24 protein-coding genes are annotated in these 21,187 nt (G+C 26.6%); 9 read left to right on the forward strand and 15 right to left on the reverse strand.

The annotated features are described in order from the left end of the window. Nucleotides 1-35: 35 nt before the first annotated feature. Together LXN10_RS09230 and LXN10_RS09235 are read right to left on the reverse strand one after the other, a co-directional pair. Complete coding sequence (locus LXN10_RS09230) at nucleotides 36-998, reverse strand: cation diffusion facilitator family transporter (protein ID WP_375722749.1); 963 nt, start codon at nucleotides 996-998, stop codon at nucleotides 36-38. 11 nt (nucleotides 999-1,009) lie between these two features. After that, entirely contained in the window at nucleotides 1,010-1,309 is a 300-nt protein-coding gene (locus tag LXN10_RS09235) for a metal/formaldehyde-sensitive transcriptional repressor (RefSeq protein ID WP_375722750.1), read from the reverse strand. A gap of 349 nt (nucleotides 1,310-1,658) precedes the next feature. On the opposite strand from LXN10_RS09235, the gene LXN10_RS09240 reads away from it, so the two are divergent. The 7 genes from LXN10_RS09240 to LXN10_RS09270 all read left to right on the forward strand — a co-directional run bounded on the left by LXN10_RS09240 (nucleotide 1,659) and on the right by LXN10_RS09270 (nucleotide 6,032). Beyond that, nucleotides 1,659-2,441: an amino acid ABC transporter substrate-binding protein gene (locus tag LXN10_RS09240; RefSeq protein ID WP_375722751.1), complete on the forward strand. Its 783-nt coding sequence runs from the start codon at nucleotides 1,659-1,661 to the stop codon at nucleotides 2,439-2,441. Further along, nucleotides 2,441-3,115: an amino acid ABC transporter permease gene (locus tag LXN10_RS09245; RefSeq protein ID WP_375722752.1), complete on the forward strand. Its 675-nt coding sequence runs from the start codon at nucleotides 2,441-2,443 to the stop codon at nucleotides 3,113-3,115. Before LXN10_RS09240 ends, LXN10_RS09245 begins: the two co-directional genes overlap by 1 nt. 79 nt (nucleotides 3,116-3,194) lie before the next feature. Beyond that, nucleotides 3,195-3,527, forward strand: coding sequence for a hypothetical protein (locus tag LXN10_RS09250; RefSeq protein WP_129100508.1), 333 nt, complete (start codon nucleotides 3,195-3,197; stop codon nucleotides 3,525-3,527). Then, the gene (locus LXN10_RS09255; RefSeq protein WP_375722753.1) at nucleotides 3,505-4,137 is read left to right on the forward strand and encodes a type III pantothenate kinase; all 633 of its coding nucleotides are present in this window, start codon (nucleotides 3,505-3,507) and stop codon (nucleotides 4,135-4,137) included. Before LXN10_RS09250 ends, LXN10_RS09255 begins: the two co-directional genes overlap by 23 nt. Further along, nucleotides 4,115-4,723: an ATP phosphoribosyltransferase gene (gene hisG, locus LXN10_RS09260; RefSeq protein ID WP_129100509.1), complete on the forward strand. Its 609-nt coding sequence runs from the start codon at nucleotides 4,115-4,117 to the stop codon at nucleotides 4,721-4,723. The genes LXN10_RS09255 and hisG overlap by 23 nt, the downstream gene beginning before the upstream one ends. Next, a complete protein-coding gene (locus LXN10_RS09265; RefSeq protein WP_375722754.1) occupies nucleotides 4,723-5,421 on the forward strand; it encodes a methyltransferase domain-containing protein in 699 nt (232 codons plus the stop codon). Before hisG ends, LXN10_RS09265 begins: the two co-directional genes overlap by 1 nt. Before the next feature lie 11 nt (nucleotides 5,422-5,432). After that, entirely contained in the window at nucleotides 5,433-6,032 is a 600-nt protein-coding gene (locus LXN10_RS09270) for an FmdE family protein (RefSeq protein WP_375722755.1), read from the forward strand. 545 nt (nucleotides 6,033-6,577) lie between these two features. On the opposite strand, the gene LXN10_RS09275 is transcribed toward LXN10_RS09270, so the two are convergent. The 8 genes from LXN10_RS09275 to LXN10_RS09310 form a co-directional block, all read right to left on the reverse strand. Further along, on the reverse strand, nucleotides 6,578-6,766 hold the full coding sequence (locus LXN10_RS09275; protein ID WP_375722756.1) for a hypothetical protein: 189 nt from the start codon (nucleotides 6,764-6,766) through the stop codon (nucleotides 6,578-6,580). 113 nt (nucleotides 6,767-6,879) lie between these two features. Then, nucleotides 6,880-7,842: a tryptophan--tRNA ligase gene (gene trpS / locus LXN10_RS09280; protein WP_375722757.1), complete on the reverse strand. Its 963-nt coding sequence runs from the start codon at nucleotides 7,840-7,842 to the stop codon at nucleotides 6,880-6,882. Between the two features lie 34 nt (nucleotides 7,843-7,876). After that, the gene (locus LXN10_RS09285; protein ID WP_375722758.1) at nucleotides 7,877-9,169 is read right to left on the reverse strand and encodes a TAXI family TRAP transporter solute-binding subunit; all 1,293 of its coding nucleotides are present in this window, start codon (nucleotides 9,167-9,169) and stop codon (nucleotides 7,877-7,879) included. Between the two features lie 86 nt (nucleotides 9,170-9,255). After that, nucleotides 9,256-9,753: a hypothetical protein gene (locus tag LXN10_RS09290; protein WP_375722759.1), complete on the reverse strand. Its 498-nt coding sequence runs from the start codon at nucleotides 9,751-9,753 to the stop codon at nucleotides 9,256-9,258. Next, on the reverse strand, nucleotides 9,750-11,324 hold the full coding sequence (locus tag LXN10_RS09295) for a PepSY domain-containing protein (protein ID WP_375722760.1): 1,575 nt from the start codon (nucleotides 11,322-11,324) through the stop codon (nucleotides 9,750-9,752). The genes LXN10_RS09290 and LXN10_RS09295 overlap by 4 nt, the downstream gene beginning before the upstream one ends. A gap of 9 nt (nucleotides 11,325-11,333) precedes the next feature. After that, entirely contained in the window at nucleotides 11,334-11,636 is a 303-nt protein-coding gene (locus LXN10_RS09300; RefSeq protein WP_375722761.1) for a hypothetical protein, read from the reverse strand. Between the two features lie 11 nt (nucleotides 11,637-11,647). Continuing rightward, nucleotides 11,648-13,723, reverse strand: coding sequence for a TonB-dependent siderophore receptor (locus LXN10_RS09305; protein WP_375722762.1), 2,076 nt, complete (start codon nucleotides 13,721-13,723; stop codon nucleotides 11,648-11,650). A 105-nt stretch (nucleotides 13,724-13,828) separates the two neighbouring features. Further along, nucleotides 13,829-14,812: a helix-turn-helix domain-containing protein gene (locus LXN10_RS09310; RefSeq protein WP_375722763.1), complete on the reverse strand. Its 984-nt coding sequence runs from the start codon at nucleotides 14,810-14,812 to the stop codon at nucleotides 13,829-13,831. A 135-nt stretch (nucleotides 14,813-14,947) separates the two neighbouring features. Here LXN10_RS09310 and LXN10_RS09315 point away from each other — a divergent pair, with 135 nt between their 5' ends. Together LXN10_RS09315 and LXN10_RS09320 are read left to right on the forward strand one after the other, a co-directional pair. Continuing rightward, a complete protein-coding gene (locus tag LXN10_RS09315) occupies nucleotides 14,948-15,631 on the forward strand; it encodes a response regulator transcription factor (protein ID WP_375722764.1) in 684 nt (227 codons plus the stop codon). Next, nucleotides 15,622-17,337, forward strand: a complete 1,716-nt coding sequence (locus tag LXN10_RS09320) for a 7TM diverse intracellular signaling domain-containing protein (protein WP_375722765.1) — start codon at nucleotides 15,622-15,624, stop codon at nucleotides 17,335-17,337. Before LXN10_RS09315 ends, LXN10_RS09320 begins: the two co-directional genes overlap by 10 nt. Here LXN10_RS09320 and LXN10_RS09325 read toward each other — a convergent pair. Genes LXN10_RS09325 through LXN10_RS09345 form a run of 5 tightly spaced genes read right to left on the reverse strand, consistent with a single transcriptional unit; the run spans nucleotide 17,295 to nucleotide 21,125 of the window. Beyond that, nucleotides 17,295-17,966: a hypothetical protein gene (locus LXN10_RS09325; RefSeq protein WP_375722766.1), complete on the reverse strand. Its 672-nt coding sequence runs from the start codon at nucleotides 17,964-17,966 to the stop codon at nucleotides 17,295-17,297. The two genes, LXN10_RS09320 and LXN10_RS09325, sit on opposite strands and share 43 nt — an antisense overlap. Before the next feature lie 53 nt (nucleotides 17,967-18,019). Then, complete coding sequence (locus LXN10_RS09330) at nucleotides 18,020-18,175, reverse strand: hypothetical protein (RefSeq protein WP_375722767.1); 156 nt, start codon at nucleotides 18,173-18,175, stop codon at nucleotides 18,020-18,022. Further along, the gene (locus tag LXN10_RS09335) at nucleotides 18,172-18,474 is read right to left on the reverse strand and encodes a hypothetical protein (RefSeq protein WP_375722768.1); all 303 of its coding nucleotides are present in this window, start codon (nucleotides 18,472-18,474) and stop codon (nucleotides 18,172-18,174) included. The genes LXN10_RS09330 and LXN10_RS09335 overlap by 4 nt, the downstream gene beginning before the upstream one ends. Then, nucleotides 18,467-20,908, reverse strand: a complete 2,442-nt coding sequence (feoB, locus tag LXN10_RS09340) for a ferrous iron transport protein B (RefSeq protein ID WP_375722769.1) — start codon at nucleotides 20,906-20,908, stop codon at nucleotides 18,467-18,469. Before feoB ends, LXN10_RS09335 begins: the two co-directional genes overlap by 8 nt. Next, nucleotides 20,901-21,125 carry a FeoA family protein gene (locus LXN10_RS09345; RefSeq protein WP_375722770.1) on the reverse strand — a complete coding sequence of 75 codons (225 nt, stop codon included), beginning with the start codon at nucleotides 21,123-21,125 and terminating at the stop codon, nucleotides 20,901-20,903. The genes feoB and LXN10_RS09345 overlap by 8 nt, the downstream gene beginning before the upstream one ends. Nucleotides 21,126-21,187: the final 62 nt, after the last annotated feature.

The raw sequence follows: 21,187 nt of genomic DNA on the forward strand, positions 1-21,187 counted from the left end.
AATTGTATAAAAAATAGCATAGTTAATAAAAACTCTTACCACTCAAACTGAAATGTTGTATGTACGATTTTAAATTTCTTTTTTAAATCATGATTTATATTATGTAAGATATCTTCATAATTATCAATATATTTTGAATCAATTTTGACATGTGCAGTCATATTGTACATATCTTGGGTAATTTCCCAAATATGTACATCATGTAATTCAATTACTTTATCTTTTTTTTCTATAAAGTTTTTTACTCTTTCTATTTCTACTGGAGAAGTTTCCATTAAAGTATTTGTAGAACTTTTTAATATACCTATTGCCCATTTCCCAATAACTAAAGCAACTAATATTGCTAATATAATATCAACAAAATACCAATGAGTAAAATAAATTATTATATATCCAATAATAATTGCTACAGAAGATAGAGCATCACTTAACATATGGATAAAAGATGATTTTAAATTAATATTATTTTTATCTCCTTGCATTAAAATTACACCAGTAATAATATTCACAATAAGACCAACAGTTGCCACAATCATAGCAATTTTTATATCAATAACTTCAGGATTTAAAAATCTTTCAATTGCTTCATAAACAATCCACAAAATAGATAAAACTATTGTTATACCATTTATAAATGCAGCTAAAACTTCTGCTCTATAATATCCAAAAGTTTTTTCAAGTGGGGCTTGTTTACTTGCAATTATAATTGCTAAAAGTGAAATTATAAGTGCAAAGGAGTGAGTAAACATATGTATAGCATCAGATACTAAAGCTAAAGAATTTGATAAAAAGCCGTAAAAAAACTCTGCAAACATTGTGATAAGTGTAATACCTAATGCCCATTTCAATACTTTTTTGTCTGTTCCTCTATGGTCATGCGAATGTTCATGTGAATGTTCTTTCTCATGATTATGAGAGCAATTATGTTCATGATCATGATGATTATTTTCGTCAAGAAAGGGTTTATGATCATTTAGACCAAATTTACAAGTTTCCATATTTATGTCCTTTATTTTCCATATACTTTGATAATCTCTAATAGATTATCAATTTGTACTTCAGCTTCTGAGTTTGTACCTTTTTTTATATTTTCTATTAAATGACCTTTTGCATAATGTTCTATATAAGAACTTATCATTCCACTTACTGCACCTTTTATAGCAGTCAATTGTCTAATGGTTTCATAAGGGTCATTATCTAAATTGAACTTTTCGTCATTAAATTTATTTTTTAATGAATGAACTTGCCCGTGAATTCTACTGATTCTATTTTGAAGTTTTTTTCTCTCCACATCACAACAATATGCCATTTTTGTTCCTTAATATAGTATACCCCTATATAGTATATAATTCAAACTTAAATTTAATTAAATTGATAATCAATATTAAATTATTATATGGAAAATCTCTTTATTTATCACTATTTATTATTGGAATAATAACATTTATCTTTAGTTTTATTAGGGTTATGATTGGATCAAAGGGGAACTAAGAAGTATGAAAGTAAGGCTGAAATATTTGGAGGAATAATTTTAGTAATTATTGCATTTAAAATACTTATTCAAAATATAAACTTTTAAATTATAATATATAAATAAAAAGTAAGTAAGGATTAACCAAAAGTGTGTAAAATTCCAGAAAACAAATAAAAGGCTATTAATGAAAAAATTAACATTAATTTTTCTTACTCTATCAACTTTATTATTTATAGGTTGTTCAGATGAGAAAAAAGATGCAGATACAACAGTAAATGAAAAAGTTATTAAAGTTGGAACTTCAGGTGCATATTTCCCATTCACATTTTATAAAGATGATAAACTACAAGGTTTTGAAATTGATGTTTGGAATGCCATTGGTAAAAAACTAAATGCAAAAATTGAGTTTAAAACTGCTAAGTTTTCAGGACTATTTGGAATGTTAGAAACTGGTAAAATTGATACTATCTCAAATCAAGTGACAATGACAGATAAAAGAGTAGAAAAATATGATTTTACAACTCCTTATGTATATGATGGTGCTCAAATTATTGTAAATAAAGATAATAATGATATAAAATCTTTTGATGATTTAAAGGGTAAAAAAGTTGGTGTAACTTTAGGAACAAATTATGCAGATATTGTAAGAAGTTTAGATAAAAACAATGAAATTGAACTTGTAACATATGAAGGAAATGGATTTGAACAAGATGTAAAATTAAATAGAATAGCAGCTTTTGTACAAGATAGAACCTCTGCAGTTGAACTTATTAAAAAAACTAAATTACCTTTAAAAATAGTGGGTGAACCTCTTAAAGTATTAACAAACTCTTTTCCTTTTGTAAAAAATGAAAAAAATAAGACATTGATCAAAGAAGTAAATGAAGCTATTGAAGAACTTCGAAAAGATGGAACATTAAAAAAGATCTCTATATATTGGTTTGATACTAACATTACAGAGAAATAATGAAAACTTTTGATCTAGATTATGCATTGGGAATTTTCCCAATATTATTTAAATATATTGATATTACAGTATCTATGGCACTCATAGGAACTGTAATAGCACTATTTATTGCAATATTAATTGCTGTAATGAAAACATATAAAGTAAAAGTAGTTTCTCAATTTTGTGATTTGTATATCTCCTTTTTAAGAGGAACTCCTTTATTAGTTCAACTATTTTTACTATATTATGGACTTCCTCAAATATTTCCAGTTTTTGCAAATTTAGATGCATATTCTGCATCAGTTGCCGGTTTATCTTTACATTTTTCTGCATATATGGCAGAATCAATTAGAGGAGCTATTTCATCAATTGATAAAGGTCAATTTGAGGCTTCTTATTCATTAAGTATGTCAAAAACACAAACATTCATATATATTATATTACCTCAAGCAATTAGGGTTGCGGTGCCAAGTTTGATGAATAACTTTATTGATTTAATAAAAAGTACATCTCTTGCATTTACACTAGGTGTACCTGAAATAATGGCAAAAGCTCAACTTGAAGCTTCTAGTAGTTATAAATACTTTGAGTCATTTCTTGCAGTTGCATTAGTTTATTGGGTTATTGTTTTAGTATTTACATATATTCAAAAGAAATTAGAAAAGAAACTTAATAAAGCGTATACTGTTTAGTTCTTCATTCATAGACTTTATCCTTAACACTTTTAAACGATTTTTTTGATACAATATTTTTTTTATAAGGAAATCATATTTGAAAGATTTAACCAACTATTTTAACAAAAAAGATATTATTTTTAAATCAATAGAAAAGATAGACCCAAAAACTATTGGGAGTCGAAAAAAAGTTGAAATTTATTGTGCAACTGGAATTGATAAAAACTACTATGCTATTATATTACATAACTCAAAAAGTCGATTTATACGAAAGACTGCGGAAGAATTGATGGAACTTCTTGAAAAATTAAGTGCTTATAAAGAACATAATTTTAAGAAAAAGATTTTGCTCATTGGTTCACCTTTATGCTCAAAAGCTAAAAAATTACTTGTGGATAATAAATGGAGTGTTGATATTGATTTTATGTGATATAGGAAATAGTACATACCATTTTTTGATAAATGGTAAAGATAAAAGATATTTATTAGACGAAGAACTGCCAAAATTTGATGATGAAATATATTTTGTTTCAGTAAATGATAAGGGTTCTAAAAAACTTATAAAATCAAATCCACAAGCAAAAAATATAGAAAAGCTAATGAAGTTTGAGACAGAATATAAAGGCTTGGGAATAGATAGAGCACTTGCTTGTTATTTTGAAAAAAACTGTGTAGTTGTAGATGCAGGAAGTGCCATAACAGTTGATATTATGGATGAGAAACATTCTGGTGGTTATATATTACCAGGTTGTAGAGCATATATGAATACTTACCCTAAAATCTCTAAAAAACTAAATTTTGATTTTGATATAAATATAAATTTGGATAAAATACCGCTTCAAACAAAAGATGCTATATCATATGCCATGATGAAATCTATTATTTTACCAATCAAAGAAGTAAGCAAAAACAGAAAAATCATTTTTACAGGTGGTGATGGTGAGCTATTTAGTAAATATTTTGAAAATAGTATATATAAAAAAGATTTGATATTTAAGAACATGAAAAGGATTATTGATGCTAACAATTGCATTGCCTAAGGGAAGAATCGCAGAAGAGACTTTAGACAAATTTGAGAAAGCTTTTGGTGAAAAGTTTATATTTGAAAAAAGAAAATTGATTTTAGAGAAAAGTGGATTTAAGTTTTTAAATGTAAGAAACCAAGATGTACCAACTTATGTAATGCATGGAGCGGCTGATTTAGGTGTTGTTGGCTTAGATGTTTTAGAAGAAAAAGAGTATGACTTAATCAAACTTCTTGATTTGCAACTTGGAAAGTGTAAAGTTGCTTTTGGTCTTAGAAAGGGCGAAGAGTTAGACTTCACAAAAAGTAAAATTACAGTTGCAACAAAACATGAAAAAATAGCAAAAAGATACTTCGAAGAAAAAGCAATGGCTGTTGAAATTATAAAACTTTATGGTTCTATTGAACTTGCACCTTTAGTTAATCTAAGTGATTGTATTGTGGATATTGTAGAAACAGGTGAAACGATGAAGCAAAATGGCTTAGAAGTAGGTCCAACTATTATGTTAAGTAGTGCACACTTAATAGCAAACAAAAATTCATATTATGCAAAAAAAGATAAAATCTTAGAATTAAGAGAAAGAATCAAAGCAGTTTTATAATGGGTTTAAATTTATATGCAAAAATAGAAGAGTACTTAGATTTTGAAGATGAGGTTTTTAGACTTCATAGTGAATTTATGTCTATAATTATAGAAAAAAAACTTGACAATATTTTAGATGTGGGTTGTGGACAAGGCTCTTTTTTAAACCAATTAGCATTATTAGAACTAAACTCTTTTGGTATAGATTTAAGTAGTGAACAAATAAAAATCTGTAAAAAAAATGGTATAAAAAATGTCTCGTCTATGCCTTTAAATGAAGTAAAAGAGAAATATGATTGTGCAACTGCAATTTTTGATGTAATAAATTATATTCCTAAAAATGGAATAAAAACTTTTTTTGATGAGATGAATCTTGTTTTAAATCAAGGCGGATATTTTATTTTTGATGTAAACTCACTTTTTGGATTTGAAGATGTAGCACAAGGAACTTTGAGTATGGATTTAGGTGATAAATTTATAGTTATAGATGCCGTCTTTGAAGAAGAGAAACTATTTACAGATATTACGCTTTTCACACAAGACAAAAACCAGCTTTTTAAAAAAGAGAATGATGCTATTATTCAATACTATTATGAAACAAATGGTTTAAAAGAACTTCTAAAAGAATCAGGTTTTGAAGTTGAAAGAGTACTTGATTTTAATTTACATGATTGCGGTCAAAGTGATAAGGAAATATATATCTGTAAAAAATCTTAAAAGGATTTTTTATGAACTACCCAGAATTTTTTGACAAAATTCCCAAAATAAAATTAAAAGACAATCTTTCTAGTTTCTTAGGTGCCTTTACAGATGGCGAGGTTGTTTTCTCATATAAAGATATCGTAAAAAGTGCAGGGCACTCTTGTCCTACTGTTTTAGGTGCATATCTTATGACTTTTAAAGCTTTAAAAGAGTTATATCCTAATGAAATACCAATTCGTGGTGAGATAAAAATAGAGTTTTCTACAAAACAAAATGATGGTGTTACAGGTGTAATTTCAAACATAATGTCAAATATTACAGGTGCTACAGCTGATACTGGATTTAAAGGTTTAGCTGGAAGTTTTGATAGAAGACATTTAATGTTTTTTGAAAAGGACATCACATCAAATGCAAGATTTACAAGAGTTGACACTCAAAATAGTGTAGATGTTTTTTACGATGTAAGTTCTATAAAAATGAGTGAAGAACTTCAAATTTTGATGCAAAAATCTATTGCAAAAAAAGCAAGTGAAGATGAGCAAAAAGAGTTTGGAGAACTTTGGCAAAAAAGAGTTAAAGAGATATCTAATAAAGTTGATGAGGTGATAAGCATAGTTAAACTTTAGGTTTGACTATACTTATGTGGTTTTAAAGTCCTATTAGGTTTCTTATAACTTCCATTTTAGCTTGAGCAATTCTCCTCGTTCCCAATCTTCAGATTGGGAATGCATACTTAGATAAATACAACTCAAAACAACTATTTACATGTGAATTTCAAAGCTAGAGCTTTGGAACTGCTAAGGTGGCGACTGACCCCGATGTTTATTCCTGGCATAGTTGCATAAAATAAAATATCCCCATTATAAATATTAATATGGAAAATGGCAAAAAAATAAAATATCCAAAGTAATATACATACTTCATATGTCTATCTTTATTATAATTGTTTTTTTTGCTTTTTATCAAATTCTTAATTATTAAAATAATTAAACTAAGTGGTAAAATTATACCTCCCAAAAATTGTCTAATATAAGTTATTATAGTATCATCAACTAAAAATATTTTTCCAATTATACTGACAATTATACTTAATATTAAAATAATAAAAGGAATGCATATTATTCCATAATCATTGAATATTTTTTTTACCATTTATATCCTACACACATTTCTAATCCTGCAGATACTCTGTTCCAAAGGAACCATCTATGGCTCCATTATTATAATCATAATGGCTAGATAAACCACCAGATAATGTTCCTCCTCCCACATCAGCACCTAAACCAAATAGAGCAAAAGCAGAACTACTTTCCCTCGTTCCCAATCTCCAGATTGGGAATGCATACTTAGATAAACACACAACTCAAAACAACTACTTACATATGAATTTCAAAGCTGGAGTTTTGGAACTATAAAGCTTGACGAAGTAGTAAGTGTAGTTAAACTTTAAGTTTATCTACACTTATTAAAAAATTATAGTCCTACTATATTTCTAATAACTTCCATTTTTTTATTTGCTATTTTTCTAGCTTTTTGTGCTCCATGTGCAAGTATTTCATGAACTTCTTTAGGATTATTTAAGAGTTCTTCTCTTCTTGCTGCATATGGTGCAAAATGCTCATTGATTTTGTCTAAGAGTGTCATTTTAAAGTGACCATAGCCTTCACCTGGAGTTGCGTATCTTTGTTGTAATTCATTTAACTCATCTTGGCTCATAAATAGTTCACAAAGTTTATAAATATTACAAGTAGTATAATCTTTTGCTTCATGTAACTCTTTTGAGTCTGTTACTATTCCCATTACTTGTTTTTTGATTGTTTTTGCATTTCCAAACATATCAATTGTATTTCCATAAGATTTTGACATTTTTGCACCATCAGTTCCCGGAACTGTTGCAACAACTTCATCAACTTTTGCTTCTGGTAATACTAAAATATCAGTTTTATAGTGGTTATTAAAGCTATTTGCAATATCTCTTGTCATCTCCACATGTTGAATTTGATCTTTTCCAACAGGCACAATATTTGAGTCATATAATAAAATATCTGCAGCCATTAGTACAGGATATGAAAAAAGTCCATGGTTTGTTTGAAAACCACGAGCTACTTTATCTTTATAAGAATGTGCTCGTTCAAGTAAACCCATAGAGGTATGATTTGATAAAAGCCAGTATAACTCTAGTACCTCTTTTACATGATGTTGTACCCAAAAAGTTGATTTTTCTGGATCCATTCCAAGTGCTAAAAAGTTTACTGCTACTTCAAAGATATTTTTTTCTAAAAGCTCTTTTTCTTTTACAGTTGTCAATGCATGATATGAAGCAATAAAGGCAAAAAGTTCACCATCATCTTGTGATTCAATCATTTTTTTAATCATTCCAAAGTAGTTACCTATATGAATAATTCCTGAGGGTTGTATTCCTGAAAGTATTCTCAAATCTTAGTCCTTATAAAAAATTTCAGAATTATACCTAATTGTTGATTTGTGTTAGATTTAGTCTTTCTTTGATTTTATTTTGGATTAATTCTAAATGGACCATTAAATTATAATATTCACCCATAAAAGATAAGGGAACTTTTGTCTCTTTTTGTATCTCAATATTTAAATCATCAAGTTCTTTATTAAATCTTTCTAATTCTTCATTATTTGCTGTAGCTATTTTTTTGTCAGTTCTATTTAATATCTTATACCATCTATATATTTTTGAACGCATACTCCATTGGTATAAAGGAAAAATACCTTTAAAAAGTGGGAACATTAAAGTTAATAATGGAATTAAAAGAAGCTTTAATCTATCAATATTAGATGCAATCCAATATGGAAAAATCTTTTCTAACCAAGTATCTCCATTAGTAAAGTATTGTTTTGCCTCTCTGTTTATTTCAAGGTTTGTATTTAATAAATTTGGAAATTGATTCTCTTGTGCAAATAAAGACTCTTTTGAATGTATTAGCTTAACTTGTTTTAAAAAGAGTCGAGTCAGTTCTGCTGGAACATTTTTATTAACTAATAAACTAGCACTGGTAGATAATAAGTTTATATTTTCTTCTGGAATATTTTTATATAAATCAAGTGTCCCTTCATAAAGAGTTAAAGCTGCCAAAAATCCATACTTTTGTCCATAAGCTTTTGCTCTTTTTATACTTAATACATTTATTTTTGGATCTTCAAGTAACTCTTTTACTACAGGTGATTTATGGGAAGTTACCATAAACATAGCATCAATTTTACCCTCAAGAAGCATTTTCTTTGAAGTTTGTGTGTCAAGAGCTAAAATAGTGCTATTACTATTGTCTATTCCATTATCTTTTAAAAGCTTCATTGATAAATCTTTTGTGCCACTACCATCTTCACCAATTGATATTTTTTTAGTGATTAGTTGAATGAGATAATCAATTTTGTATTGGTCGTTTTTATAAAATATCCATAAAGGTTCATAATAAATATTTCCCAAAAACTCTATATTTGAGTCAGGAGCTTGTATTATTCCATTTTGTGCAAAGGCAATATCTGCTTTTCCCTCTTTTATAAGTTTTATATTATCAACTGAACCTTTTGTAGTAAGTAAAGTTACATCTATTTTATTCTCTTCTAAAAGCTTCTTATATTCAGTTGCTATTTTATAATAATTGCCATCTTTTAAACCAGTTGCAATAACCAGTTTTTTAATAGGAGCTGGTTGAATAAACTTTGATGTTATAGCAAACATAGCAATAATAACAATCAAAATGGGAATAGATATTTTCAAAAAACTGTATTTCATAATAATCACTTTTATTTTGTATTAAATACTTTATAATAAAACAAATTATAGCTAACTAAATGAAATATAAAAGATAGAAATAGCTTCTATCTTTTGTTTTGAAGTTCTTTTATTAATTTATTAGTATTTTTTATACTTACAAATATTGTTGCAAAGAGTAATAAGAAAGCAATAAATATAGATACTGTTATTGCTTTACTTGTAGAGAGTTGAGTATCAAGTCTGCTCTTTTGTTTCTTTTCTTTTTTCTTTTCTTTTTTTTGTTCTTGAAATCCTTCTTTTGGAGGAATTCCTTCTTTAATTGTTAAATCATTATCCCCTTCATCAAGAATTATTAAATAAGCAAATTTAGGAATATCAACTATTAATTTGTTATCAGTAGGAAGTCTTTTTTCATAAAGTATTTCTTTTGTTTTTTTATCTTCTAATCTAAGTAATACTCCAGCGGCACTTTCCCCTGTATTAAACAATGCTGTTATTGTCATTGTATTATCTTTATTGTCTTTTATTGTTATATCTAATTCATGGGCATAAAGATTTATGCCTAGAAGAATAAGTATAATTATTTTTAAACATATTTTCATTTGTTAACCTTTTTTTTTAGTGTCCAAAATTGTTTTGCTTCATCTCTATTTTTAGGTAGTTTTTCTGCAACATAAATTAAACTTGCACCAAATAAAAATAAGCTTATATCTACTGCAAGTATATTTTTCAGACTAAATAGTTCTGATATTGTAATATTTAAAAAAGCTATATGAAGGATTACTGATAGTATAAATAAAAATCCTCCAATAAAAAAGAAGTTTTTAGCTGCTTCATAAGAATTTATTTTGTAAAAAGACCAAAAGAGAGTAAATAACCATACATTATAAAAAATCCCTTTTTGCCATAATACTCTATCTTGTAAATCAAAAGGAAAAATCCATTGCAAAACAAACAACATCCCTGTAGCTGGAATAACTCCTACCATACTAGCAAGAGAGAATTTTCCTATCCAATGATAAAATACAATTTTATTTTGAAACTTTTTTGCTTTTTTCTCAAGAAATAACATTGTTCCAAACCCAATTGCTATAGCACATAAAGCCATTAATAAGGCCATAATAATTCTAGAAAATATATCAATACCAAATAAAAAGTGTAAGAAAAATAATCCTTCAGCAACAAATACTGGCCACTGTTTATCCATTACTTTTTGATTATTTATTAAATCACCTGTAACGGCATTTAGTATAATTGTAGGCTTATTAAAAGTACCTCCATTAAAAAATGGCTTATATGGGTTATATCCTATGATTTCAACTTGTGCCTTTTTATCATTCCAGTTGATTAATTTTATTTGTTTGAAAATAAGTTGAGGATTTGTCTTTTCTGCTTTTATTAATAAATCACTAAGCTTTTTCATTGGTGCTTTTTCATTTGATTTCTTTGGTGGTTTATTTTGTGCAAATAATACTTTCCCTACAACTGCATCAATACTTTTTGCTTCACCTTTTGTAAGCAATTGTGACATTGGGCCAGCAGTGATTAATCCTATGTTCATAACTGCACCAGTAGTGGTAATCAAGGTTAAGGGTAAAAATATCCATGAGAAAATCTTCACATGAATTTTTGAAAATAAAGCTTGTTGATTTTGACCTTTATTTTTAAATTTTACGATAATAATCAAAATAACTCCTGTGATTATTAATACAAGCGTTCCAACTGCTACAAATCCTAAAAAGATCATTCCAATAGTTTTTAAGGGCCATCCATAATGTAATTGATTTAAAAAATCAGCAAGATTAGATTCTTCTTTTGTTTCATTGTTTATTTCTTTATTAGTATGAGGATTAAAGGCATGTTCTTTTGCAAATCTATGAGTTATAGTAACTGCTGGATCACCCATATTTCCAGGTAGATTAATAAGTATATTATCTTTTGGGAAGTCTGGATTCTCCAAAACTTTATTTATCATAGAATTATAATCAATTTTTCTAATATCAATTTTTTCTATAAGTCTTGATGGTTTTTCCCATGTTTTTATATATGGTAATAGTATTGTAAAAACTCCAAAAAAAATAGAAATGTACATAAAAGAAGAAAAAAGTATTCCTATTGCTATGTGCATCCTAAAAAGTCTTTGTTTAAACAGTTTTGCTTTTGTTTCTTTCATTTATAACCTTTAATAAAAAATATAAAGTGCAAGTGAAAATACGATTGTAGGAACTAAAAATCTAAGTAATGCACTTAATTTTGTAAAGGATAATGCAATATATACTGTTGCTATTGCCCAAGCAAAAGTATTTAGCATTATAGATATAATTGCAGACTTTTGTACTTCAATTGGAATTAAAAAAGCTAGTAGGGTCATACCTAAGTAAGCCACAACTAAACCTCCAAAGATGGAGGTTATTGTTCTAAATATTCCTATTCTTTTGCCACTTTTTTCTGGTGTTGATAAATATTTATATAATTTTTGTATCATTATTTCTTTCTTTAAAATTTATAACTTATAGTTGCAAGGAAAGTTCTTGGATCTCCTACATATACTCTGGTATCACTTGTCTTACCTGAAGCTGATCCATCAACATACTCTTCATCTGTTAAGTTTTGAATACTAATATTTGCTCTCCAGTTTCCTTTCTTATAACCAAGGGTTGCATTATAAATAATAGTAGAATCAAGTTTTATACTATTTGCATCATCTGCATATTTACTTCCTAAATATCTAGCTCCTGCACCAATATAAAAATTTGGTAAATCAAAAGTAGATAACTTATATGTTGTAAAAATATTTGCTGTATGTTTTGGAATATTTCTTAAGTTTTTATCATCATTATTTTTTGTTTTTGTTTTAGTATATCCATAAGAAGCAATCATCGACCAGTTTGATGTAATATCTCCAGCTAAATCTAATTCAAATCCTTGGCTTTCTTGTTTTCCACTTGGAACTGACCATCCGCTAAGAGAAGGAGCATCTGGATCTGTTAATGCAATATTTTCTTTTTCTATTTTAAATATTGCAGCTGTTAAGTCTAATCTATCATCAAATAGTTTTTGTTTGATTCCAATTTCATATCCTTTCCCTGTTTCAGGGTCTAAAATATTTCCACTTTTATCTGTAGCACTATTTGGTGTGAAAGATTCAGAGTAATTTGTATATAGGCTTGTTTTATCTGTAACATGATAAACTAATCCAAATGAAGGGCTAATTGCATCAGTTTTTTTGCCATTTTTTGGTTTAGATTCACTATATCTTACTCCTGCATTAAATATTAAGTCATCCCTTAGTTTTATACTATCTTGTAAAAATGTTCCCCATGATTTTACATATGAAGCTTCTCCTGACATATCCCGTGTGATAGGATATGAATCTACAGAATTTATGTGTTTCTCATAAACTGGATTTGCAAGATTTATATTATATGCCTGCATTGCAATATGTGAAGTTCCTTCTGAATAAGCCTTATTGTAATCAGCTCCAATGCTAATGTTATTTTTCATATCAAATATTTTAAATTCTTTGTTAAGTGTATATTGTAAGGCATGTTCTTTAAATTCACTTCTTTGATCAGCAGGGTATCTTGTGACTGTGTTTGTTGATTCATTGTAACGAAGAGGTAAATAAACATTTCCATAATCTCTTACATGTGTGATATATTTATATTTAAAGTTAGAGTTCCAAGTATCATAAATAGTATCAAAATTAAATCCAATAACTTTTTGTGTTCTTTTATACTCTTCATTGGGATGCGATGCAACATTTTCTATAGGTGCTACAAGATCTCCCTTGCTATTAACATTACTTCCAAATCTTGTAGGAGTTGTTTCTTTAGTATATTCACTAAGAAAAGTAAAAGTGTTGTTATCATTTATATCATAAGCTAAACTAGGAGCAATAAATATTTTATTTGTGTTTGTATTACTATTTGTGTATCCCTCATCATATTCGTAAGAAGAAATAAGTCTAAAATATAATGATTTCTCTTCATTTAAACTACCTCCAATATCAACTTTAGGATTAAAAGAAGGATTATTATTCATCTGTAATTCAATATTTGCAATAGTCTCTTTTGAAGGTTTCTTTTTAACTAAGTTTACTATTCCACCTGGACTTGATTGTCCATATTGTAATGAATCTGGACCTTTTTGTACTTCTATTGATTCTAAATCAAAAACTTCTGGATTTGAGATTTTATTTGTAACTTTTAGGCCATCAATTAAAATAGGAACTCCTGAAAATCCTCTCATAGAAATGTTAGTTGATTTTCCATCTGTATCACCAGTGTAAACAGTATTTGATGATAATTCTATAATGTCATCAATATTTTGAAGGCTTGCATCTTCAATCAATGTTTTATTAAAAACTTGGATAGATTTGGCAGTATCTTCTATATCTATACCTGTACGATTTAATTTTACTCTTTCTTCACTTTGATAATTTGAAATGCTATTCTCTATAATATTAATTTCATCTAATGTTGTACTCTCTTGGGCAAGAAGTAGCTCACTTGTTAATAAAAGAGAAGAAAGACTTATTGATAAATTTCTTTTAAGAAATTCTTTTTTCATATAATACTCCTGGAATTTTTATCTAGGGATATTATATAAATTGATACTAATTATCAATATGTTAAAAGGCACTATGAGGAAAAGTTTATGGGATAAAGGGAAAAATTAAAAGTTATTGAGCTCTTTTCTATAATCATTTGGACTTATTTTAAAATTATTAAAAAATAATTTGCTAAAATAGCTAGCATTGTTATATCCTATTTTTACTGTAACTTCTTTTACGCTGAGATTTTCTTTTAATAATTTCTTTGCTATGTCTAATCGTCTTTTTTGAATCATTTCTAAAATGGTCATGCCATAATACTCTTTAAAGTCTTTTTTTAAATAACATTCATTTATTGCAGATTTATAGGCTATAGTTTTTATAGATAATTTTGAATTGTAGTTATTCATAATAATCTCTTTTGCTCTTTCTAAAGATGAAATTCTATCTTTTTTATGACTTATAGAAGAGGAATTACTCAAAGATTTGGAAACCTTTTCAAGAGTATAGTGAAGTAAGTTTGTAATTTTTGATTCTAGATAAATGCTTTTTAAAATATCTTCAAAAGAATTTTCATCTCTAAAATCATTTGATAACTCTAATTGCAATGCATCAATTTGTAAATCTTTTAAAATATAGTAACTTTCTTTAAATGCTAGTCGCATATATCTTTCAATATCTACAATTGAATATGCAAGTTTTAAAAATAAATCATTTTTTATACCTACAAAAATACAGAAAAAAGGTTCATCTTTTTTTAATGGGATTTCACAATAAAATTTATTGGATGCTAGTTCAATAAAAAAATAATTACTTTTTAAAATATGTTCTTTTTTGTCTTTATATGTAAAATTGATATTATCACCAAAGTTAAAAATCAAACATGCACCTGGAACTTGTGATTCTTCATATAAGATTAAATCTTTCTTTGGAATAATTTTTCTAACAAAAAGACCAATACCATTTCCCATATCATAAAAAATAGTAAAGCCTTCACCATACTCTTTTTTTATTTTAGCAATAAAAGTTTGTCTAGAAAAAGGGTTTTGTGTTGTTTTAACAATATCAATTAAATCTGTGTAATTTACTTTAAGTGAGGCATTCATTTTGTATTTAATAATCTATATAGCATCTCTTGATTTTCCTTACAATTTAATTCTTATAATAGTTAAATATGTTTAAAATAGCTTTAACTATGATAGTGATTATTATAATTAAACAATATTATGCTAAAATAATTTATGTCAATGAACGAATTTAAGAATTTAAAATTATTATATGTTGAAGATGAAAATAATATACGCAAAGTTGCTATGTCTTACTTTAGCCGCTTATTTGAAACGGTATATGAAGCAAAAGATGCCTTAGATGCCTTTGATATATTTAAAGAGATTAAGCCACATATTATAGTCACTGATATCAAAATGGCAAAAATGTCAGGTATAGATTTAGTTAGAAAGGTTAGAGAACTAGATAAAAGATGTCAAATAGTAATTCTAACTGCATATACAGATACGAATTTTCTACTTGAAGCTGTAGAATTGAATCTGGTAAAATATCTAATTAAACCAATACGACACGACAAGATGCACTCTGTTTTAAAACAATGTGCTTTAAATATTAAAGAAAATAGATTAAATCTTATTCATATTCGTCAAAATTGTATTTATGATATTTTTAATAAAACACTAATTTTTGATAAACAAATAGTAAAATTATCTAAAACAGAATTAGAGTTTTTAGAATTATTATGCATGAATCTAACCCGTGTAGTAACATATGAAGAAATAGAGAATATAATTTGGTATGACTCTTATATGAGTGAAGATGCTCTTCGTTCAATGGTTCGAAAACTAAGAAAAAAATTACCAGAAGATTGTATTGAAAATATAGCAAAAATGGGTTATAAACTTCAATGCCATTAGCTAGAATTATTATTTGTATTTTTATAATAAATATTTTCGCATATGCAAATGGAAGAAATAACATAATAAGTGGGGCTTATATTGCTACAGATAATGGAGAATATAAGAGTTATAAACAATATGATTTAAAAAATGACTATTTTAAAAGATTCAATGTAAAACTAGAAATAAATAAAAAAGTGTTAGAAGATAAAACATACTATTTATTTATAACTACTGAAGTAAAAAGTCTAATTAGTTCAAATGTAGATTATAATAAAAGCTTAGATAAGATAATAGTAAAACTTGATAAAAATACTCCTTCTAATATATATTTTTCATATGAAAATAAACAACAAAAACTATTAAATTTTAAGATATTGGTATTTAGTGAATTTGAATATCAATATATGTTAGAAAATAAAAGCATATTATATGGAATAGCATATGGAATAATCTTTTCAGCCTTTTTATATAATCTTGTGATATTTTTAAATACCAGAAAAAAAGCCTTCTTTTATTACTCTTTAATGCAGATTTTTTTGTTAATTATTTTAGTTGACCTTGTTAGGTTTTCTATTATGACTTATAGAAGCTCTTTTGAAATTATGGTCCTTGATATAATTGAGACTTTGTGTCTTATTGTGATTATTTTATTTTCTAAAGAGATATTAAATACAAAAAAGAATATACCTATTATGGATAAGTTTTTGTATGGTTTGATTATAATAAATTTAATAGATTTATTTTGTATACCTTTTATAGGATATTCAATTTTGTATGAATATATATCTAGAACATTAATTATCTTATTTTTAATGGTGGCTGGAATTATTACTTTATACAAAGGAGAGAAAGTAGCAATCTTCTATATTTTGGGTTGGAGTGTTCTTTTTGTAAGTTTAGTAGTTAGTGAATATAATTTAATAAATATACATGAACTCTTTATTTTTCATATTGGATTTCCTATTGAATCTATGATTTTAAGTTTTGCACTTGGTTATAAATTAAAACAAAGTATTCATGAAAATAAAGAAAAAGAGCAACTTTTGGTACACCAAAGTAAATTGGCTTCTATGGGTGAAATGATTAATAATATTGCCCATCAATGGAGACAACCGCTAACTCATCTATCATTTATAAATATGGATATACAAACTGCGCAAGATAGTAAAGAATTAGATAAAAAATACTTAGACGAAAAAATAAATGAATCCTATGAGCAAATTGAATTTATGTCACAAACTATTGATAATTTTAAAGATTTTTATCAACCAGTTAAAAATAAAGAACTGTTTTTTATAAGTGAAGCTGTTAATAAAGCAATTAATATAATCAAACCCTCTTTAAATAACTTAGATATAAAACTAAATTTCGTAATCTTTCAAGATAGGGAAATAGAAGCATTTGAAAATGAATATTCTCAAGTAGTGTTAAATTTTATTAGTAATGCTAAAGAGGTATTATATTTAAGAAAAATTAAAAACCCTAAAATAGATATTTGTTTAGAATTTACAAATAATAAAAGTATTTTAACAGTTAAAGATAATGCAAAGGGAATTTCTGAAGATATTATAAACAAGATTTTTAATCCTTATTTTAGTACAAAAAATAATAGTAGTGGAATAGGGCTTTATATGTCAAAGATAATTGTAGAATCACACTTTGAAGGTACAATTAGTGCTTATAATACCAAAGAAGGAGCTTGTTTTAAAGTTGAAGTATAAGTCATATTAGATTTTTTTAAAAGTAATAAAGAAAGAAGAGTTTCATATAAAACATCTTGTGAATGGTTATATCGAAATTGAGACTCTTTTAAATGCAAAAATAAGTTGTTTTTGTTTAGTCCTCTAAATTTCTTTAATCTATTTTGAATAAAATCTTGAATGCTCTCATCACTTTTTGTAAGATACAATAAGGTATATTTATTCTCTTTTTTATCAAATGAAACTTTTGCAGAATTGGTTTTTTTACTATTTTGTAATTGTAAATGAATATTTTCATTTATAAACTCTTGAAGATTTGGAAAAATATTTTCACTATTTTCAAAAATAAAAGCTTTCTTTTGGTATTCAATAAAATAGTTAATGTATGGTCCATTTTTTACATATTTTATTAAAAAGCTATTATTAGATAAATGATTATTTTTTAATAAATAAAATATTTCATCTTCTTTTGAAAGTAATAATGATCTAATAATTTTATAATAATTATTTATAGTTTGTCTACTTAGATTTAATTTTTGAGCCGTTTGTATTGCTGTATAATCTTCTGTAAAATATTTACAAATCTTTTTTAAAACAGTAGTATCGATTTTGGCATTTTTTAAATAATTTAATATTTCATTGTTACTCATACTTGAATTGTATGAAAAAACAATGGCTAAAGAATGTCTAAAAAAACAAATTCTTAATTTATAGGAAATTTCTTTTTCTCTTTAGAATTATTTTGTGAACCACAACCACAAGAACCACCACAACTCTTCTTTTTAAATAGTGATTTATATATGTAAGAAAGTGCAAGAACAAAAATAATTACAGTAAAAAGTAGTTCATATAGACTCATTCTATAATCTCCTTACCTTTTATAGAAACAACATGCCCTTCTCCTGCATCAAAAACAACTTCATATGAGTTTTGTGGTTTAGAAAAAGTAAATTCACTATTTTCATTCATTAAGCCTTCAATAATTTTTTTGTCATCATGTTTTACATACATTCTTACACCACTTCCACTACTTCCATTTGAAAACCCGCCTTCGCAAGTGATACTATCATCACCATTGTCAAAGCATGTCATGATGGCCGTATGTGCATCTAAACTACTTATTAAAAGTATACTTGTTATTAAAATTTTTTTAAACATATGTTTCCTTTTTTGTTGGTATTAATCCTAAAGCAAGAGTTATTAATATAATAAAGATATAAAAATAACCCATAGCTTCAATTTCTGATAAACTAAAAATTGTGCCCATTTGAAAAATAAAAATGGCACACAATAGTCCTAAAATTATTGGATAAAATAGGGCAAATAACATCCATTTTAAAGAGTTTGTTTGGATTTTTATCATAATCATTGTTGCTATACATGGAGGTGTCAATGCCATAAATATTATAATCGCCACAGCACTTAGTGGAGAGTATGTATGATTATCTCCTAAAGAGTTATTTTGATTACTTTCATATAATGCACCAAGAGTTGAAACCGAACTTTCCCTTGCTGCAAAAGAGCTTAAAAATGCCACATTGATTTTCCAATCAAAGCCTGCATATTGGGTAACTGGAACAAAGAATTTTCCAATAGAACCTAAAAAAGAATTCTCAATTTTATTGTTTTTTAATTCTCTTAGTAATTTTTTTCTTGTATTTAAAAGTATTTTTAACGCTTTATTTATTTTTCTAGCTTCTTTATTTTTATTAGGTTTAGCAAAAAGAAAAAACAGTTGATTTTTATCTTGAAATTTTTCATCAATAGCTTTTGAAACAGTTACATCTTTTGTATTCATTTTTTCATATTTATATTGAGTATAAAAATTAATTAACTCTTTTAGTTCTTTTTTCTCATTTACATAAGTAAAATATGTGCTATGTTTTGTTTGCTTATAAAAAGTATCTTGCATTGCTTTACTTTGAATATCATATTGATTTTTTTCTTTTTGCGAGAGACCAGGAAATTGTATTAGTACAAATAAAACTATAGCAACAGCTGCTACAATTGTAACAATCTTTTTTAAATATAACCAAACCCTATCAAAAACTTTAACTAATAAGCCTCTTAATGTAGGTATATGATAAGAGGGTAATTCCATGATAAAAGGAGTATTGGGATAAGCCTTTAAAACACTTATACTTAATAGCTTAGAAATAATCAATGCAATAAATAGTGTAATAGTTGAAATCATAAACATCATCAAAGACATATGTACTTTAAAAAAAGTTACTATAATCAATATAAAAAAAGGAATCTTTGCTAAACAGTTCATAAGAGGAATAGTTAAAATTGTAGCTATTTTTGCTCTTTTGTCATTCATTCCTTTTGTTGCCATTACTCCAGGAACTGCACAACCACCTGCAAAAATCCCACTTAAAACTAAGGGCAGGGTAGACTCTCCATGCAAGCCAAATTTTGAGAAAACTCTATCTAAAATAAAGGCCATTCGTGGCATATATCCTACATCTTCTAGTATAGCAATTAAGAAAAAAAGTATTAAAAATATTGGAATATAATTAAGTAAAGCAATAATACTATTCATCATCCAAATAGCAAGTTGAGTCAAATATGGAATGGAACTAATATCTTCACTTGGAAATAGTGAAACTACGGTATATTTAACCCAAGCTAGTATGGGCCAAGTTATATTAGTGAGGTCATATCCGTATACTATTGAAAACTTATATAAAGTAAAAATAATTAGACCTAAAATAGGAAGGGCAAGAAATTTATTTAATATTATTGTATCAATTTTTTCACTTATTGTTTTATTTTGTGTTTTACTTTTTGTTGTACATGATTTTACTAATTCATCTGCTTTTTCATATCTAATTTTTACAATATATTGTTCAACACTTATTTTATGTATATCTTTAAATTCTTCTTTATACTTCTGAACAATATCAAATATCTCATCATAATTGTAATCATTGTTTTTTACAAAAGATTTAATTCCTTCATCATTTTCAAAAAGTTTTATGCAAATAAAATGTTTTGATAATTCAAAAGAATCCACATTTAGTTGAGGTTTCAATCTATCAATATATGGCTGCAACTTTTCATAAAACAAGGCAGTGGATACATGAGATATTAAGTCATTATTTACTTCTATAATTGAATCTTTTAGTTCATTCAATCCTTGTTTTTTTGTAGCTACTGTTTGCACAACTTTTGCATTGACTAATTTTTCTAATTTTTCAAAGTTAATTTCTTGACCATTTTGTTTTGCAATATCCAACATATTAAATGCAATAATCATAGGTTTTTGCATATCAAAAAGTTGCATAGTTAAATACAAATTTCTTCTTAAATTTGAAGCATCAATTGTATTTATGATTATGTTAGTTTCTTTATTTAAGATATAACTTCTTGTGATTTTTTCTTCTTCTGAATATGAAGAAAAAGAGTAAGTTCCTGGTAAATCAATTACATTGTATCTTGAATCTTTATAAGTATATGAGCCCTCTTTTTTATCAACTGTTACTCCTGGATAATTTGCAATGTGTTGTTTGATGTTTGTTAACATATTGAAAATAGTAGACTTGCCACAATTAGGTTGTCCAACTAAGGCTAAATTGATGCTATTCATAGCTTACTCTAACTGCTTTAGCTTCATTTACTCGTAGTGTAATATGATAAGATAATAGTTCTACTTCCAAAGGGTCTTTTAAAGGAGAGTGTCGAATAAGTTTTATGGAAGTTCCTTCTATAAATCCCATATCATATAGTTTTTGCAATAATATACCTGTTGCATTAATCTCTTTGATTATTGCAGGTTTAAATGGGATTATTTCATTTAGGGTCATTAGCCACCTTTTCATAAATTATATTAATAGTAAGTATTAATATTATAATGAAAAAATATGGC

The sequence above is a fragment of the Arcobacter iocasae genome (genome assembly GCF_042214795.1).
GTDB lineage: Bacteria > Campylobacterota > Campylobacteria > Campylobacterales > Arcobacteraceae > Arcobacter > Arcobacter iocasae.

What these genes read in the sequence shown, in the direction of transcription:
- LXN10_RS09230 (WP_375722749.1), bottom strand. Translation starts at nt 998, where the DNA reads ATGGAAACTTGTAAATTTGGTCTAAATGATCATAAACCCTTTCTTGAC.
- LXN10_RS09235 (WP_375722750.1), bottom strand. Translation starts at nt 1,309, where the DNA reads ATGGCATATTGTTGTGATGTGGAGAGAAAAAAACTTCAAAATAGAATC.
- LXN10_RS09240 (WP_375722751.1), top strand. Translation starts at nt 1,659, where the DNA reads ATGAAAAAATTAACATTAATTTTTCTTACTCTATCAACTTTATTATTT.
- LXN10_RS09245 (WP_375722752.1), top strand. Translation starts at nt 2,441, where the DNA reads ATGAAAACTTTTGATCTAGATTATGCATTGGGAATTTTCCCAATATTA.
- hisG (WP_129100509.1), top strand. Translation starts at nt 4,115, where the DNA reads ATGCTAACAATTGCATTGCCTAAGGGAAGAATCGCAGAAGAGACTTTA.
- LXN10_RS09265 (WP_375722754.1), top strand. Translation starts at nt 4,723, where the DNA reads ATGGGTTTAAATTTATATGCAAAAATAGAAGAGTACTTAGATTTTGAA.
- LXN10_RS09270 (WP_375722755.1), top strand. Translation starts at nt 5,433, where the DNA reads ATGAACTACCCAGAATTTTTTGACAAAATTCCCAAAATAAAATTAAAA.
- LXN10_RS09285 (WP_375722758.1), bottom strand. Translation starts at nt 9,169, where the DNA reads ATGAAATACAGTTTTTTGAAAATATCTATTCCCATTTTGATTGTTATT.
- LXN10_RS09290 (WP_375722759.1), bottom strand. Translation starts at nt 9,753, where the DNA reads ATGAAAATATGTTTAAAAATAATTATACTTATTCTTCTAGGCATAAAT.
- LXN10_RS09295 (WP_375722760.1), bottom strand. Translation starts at nt 11,324, where the DNA reads ATGAAAGAAACAAAAGCAAAACTGTTTAAACAAAGACTTTTTAGGATG.
- LXN10_RS09300 (WP_375722761.1), bottom strand. Translation starts at nt 11,636, where the DNA reads ATGATACAAAAATTATATAAATATTTATCAACACCAGAAAAAAGTGGC.
- LXN10_RS09305 (WP_375722762.1), bottom strand. Translation starts at nt 13,723, where the DNA reads ATGAAAAAAGAATTTCTTAAAAGAAATTTATCAATAAGTCTTTCTTCT.
- LXN10_RS09310 (WP_375722763.1), bottom strand. Translation starts at nt 14,812, where the DNA reads ATGAATGCCTCACTTAAAGTAAATTACACAGATTTAATTGATATTGTT.
- LXN10_RS09315 (WP_375722764.1), top strand. Translation starts at nt 14,948, where the DNA reads ATGTCAATGAACGAATTTAAGAATTTAAAATTATTATATGTTGAAGAT.
- LXN10_RS09320 (WP_375722765.1), top strand. Translation starts at nt 15,622, where the DNA reads ATGCCATTAGCTAGAATTATTATTTGTATTTTTATAATAAATATTTTC.
- LXN10_RS09325 (WP_375722766.1), bottom strand. Translation starts at nt 17,966, where the DNA reads ATGAGTAACAATGAAATATTAAATTATTTAAAAAATGCCAAAATCGAT.
- LXN10_RS09330 (WP_375722767.1), bottom strand. Translation starts at nt 18,175, where the DNA reads ATGAGTCTATATGAACTACTTTTTACTGTAATTATTTTTGTTCTTGCA.
- LXN10_RS09335 (WP_375722768.1), bottom strand. Translation starts at nt 18,474, where the DNA reads ATGTTTAAAAAAATTTTAATAACAAGTATACTTTTAATAAGTAGTTTA.
- feoB (WP_375722769.1), bottom strand. Translation starts at nt 20,908, where the DNA reads ATGAATAGCATCAATTTAGCCTTAGTTGGACAACCTAATTGTGGCAAG.
- LXN10_RS09345 (WP_375722770.1), bottom strand. Translation starts at nt 21,125, where the DNA reads ATGACCCTAAATGAAATAATCCCATTTAAACCTGCAATAATCAAAGAG.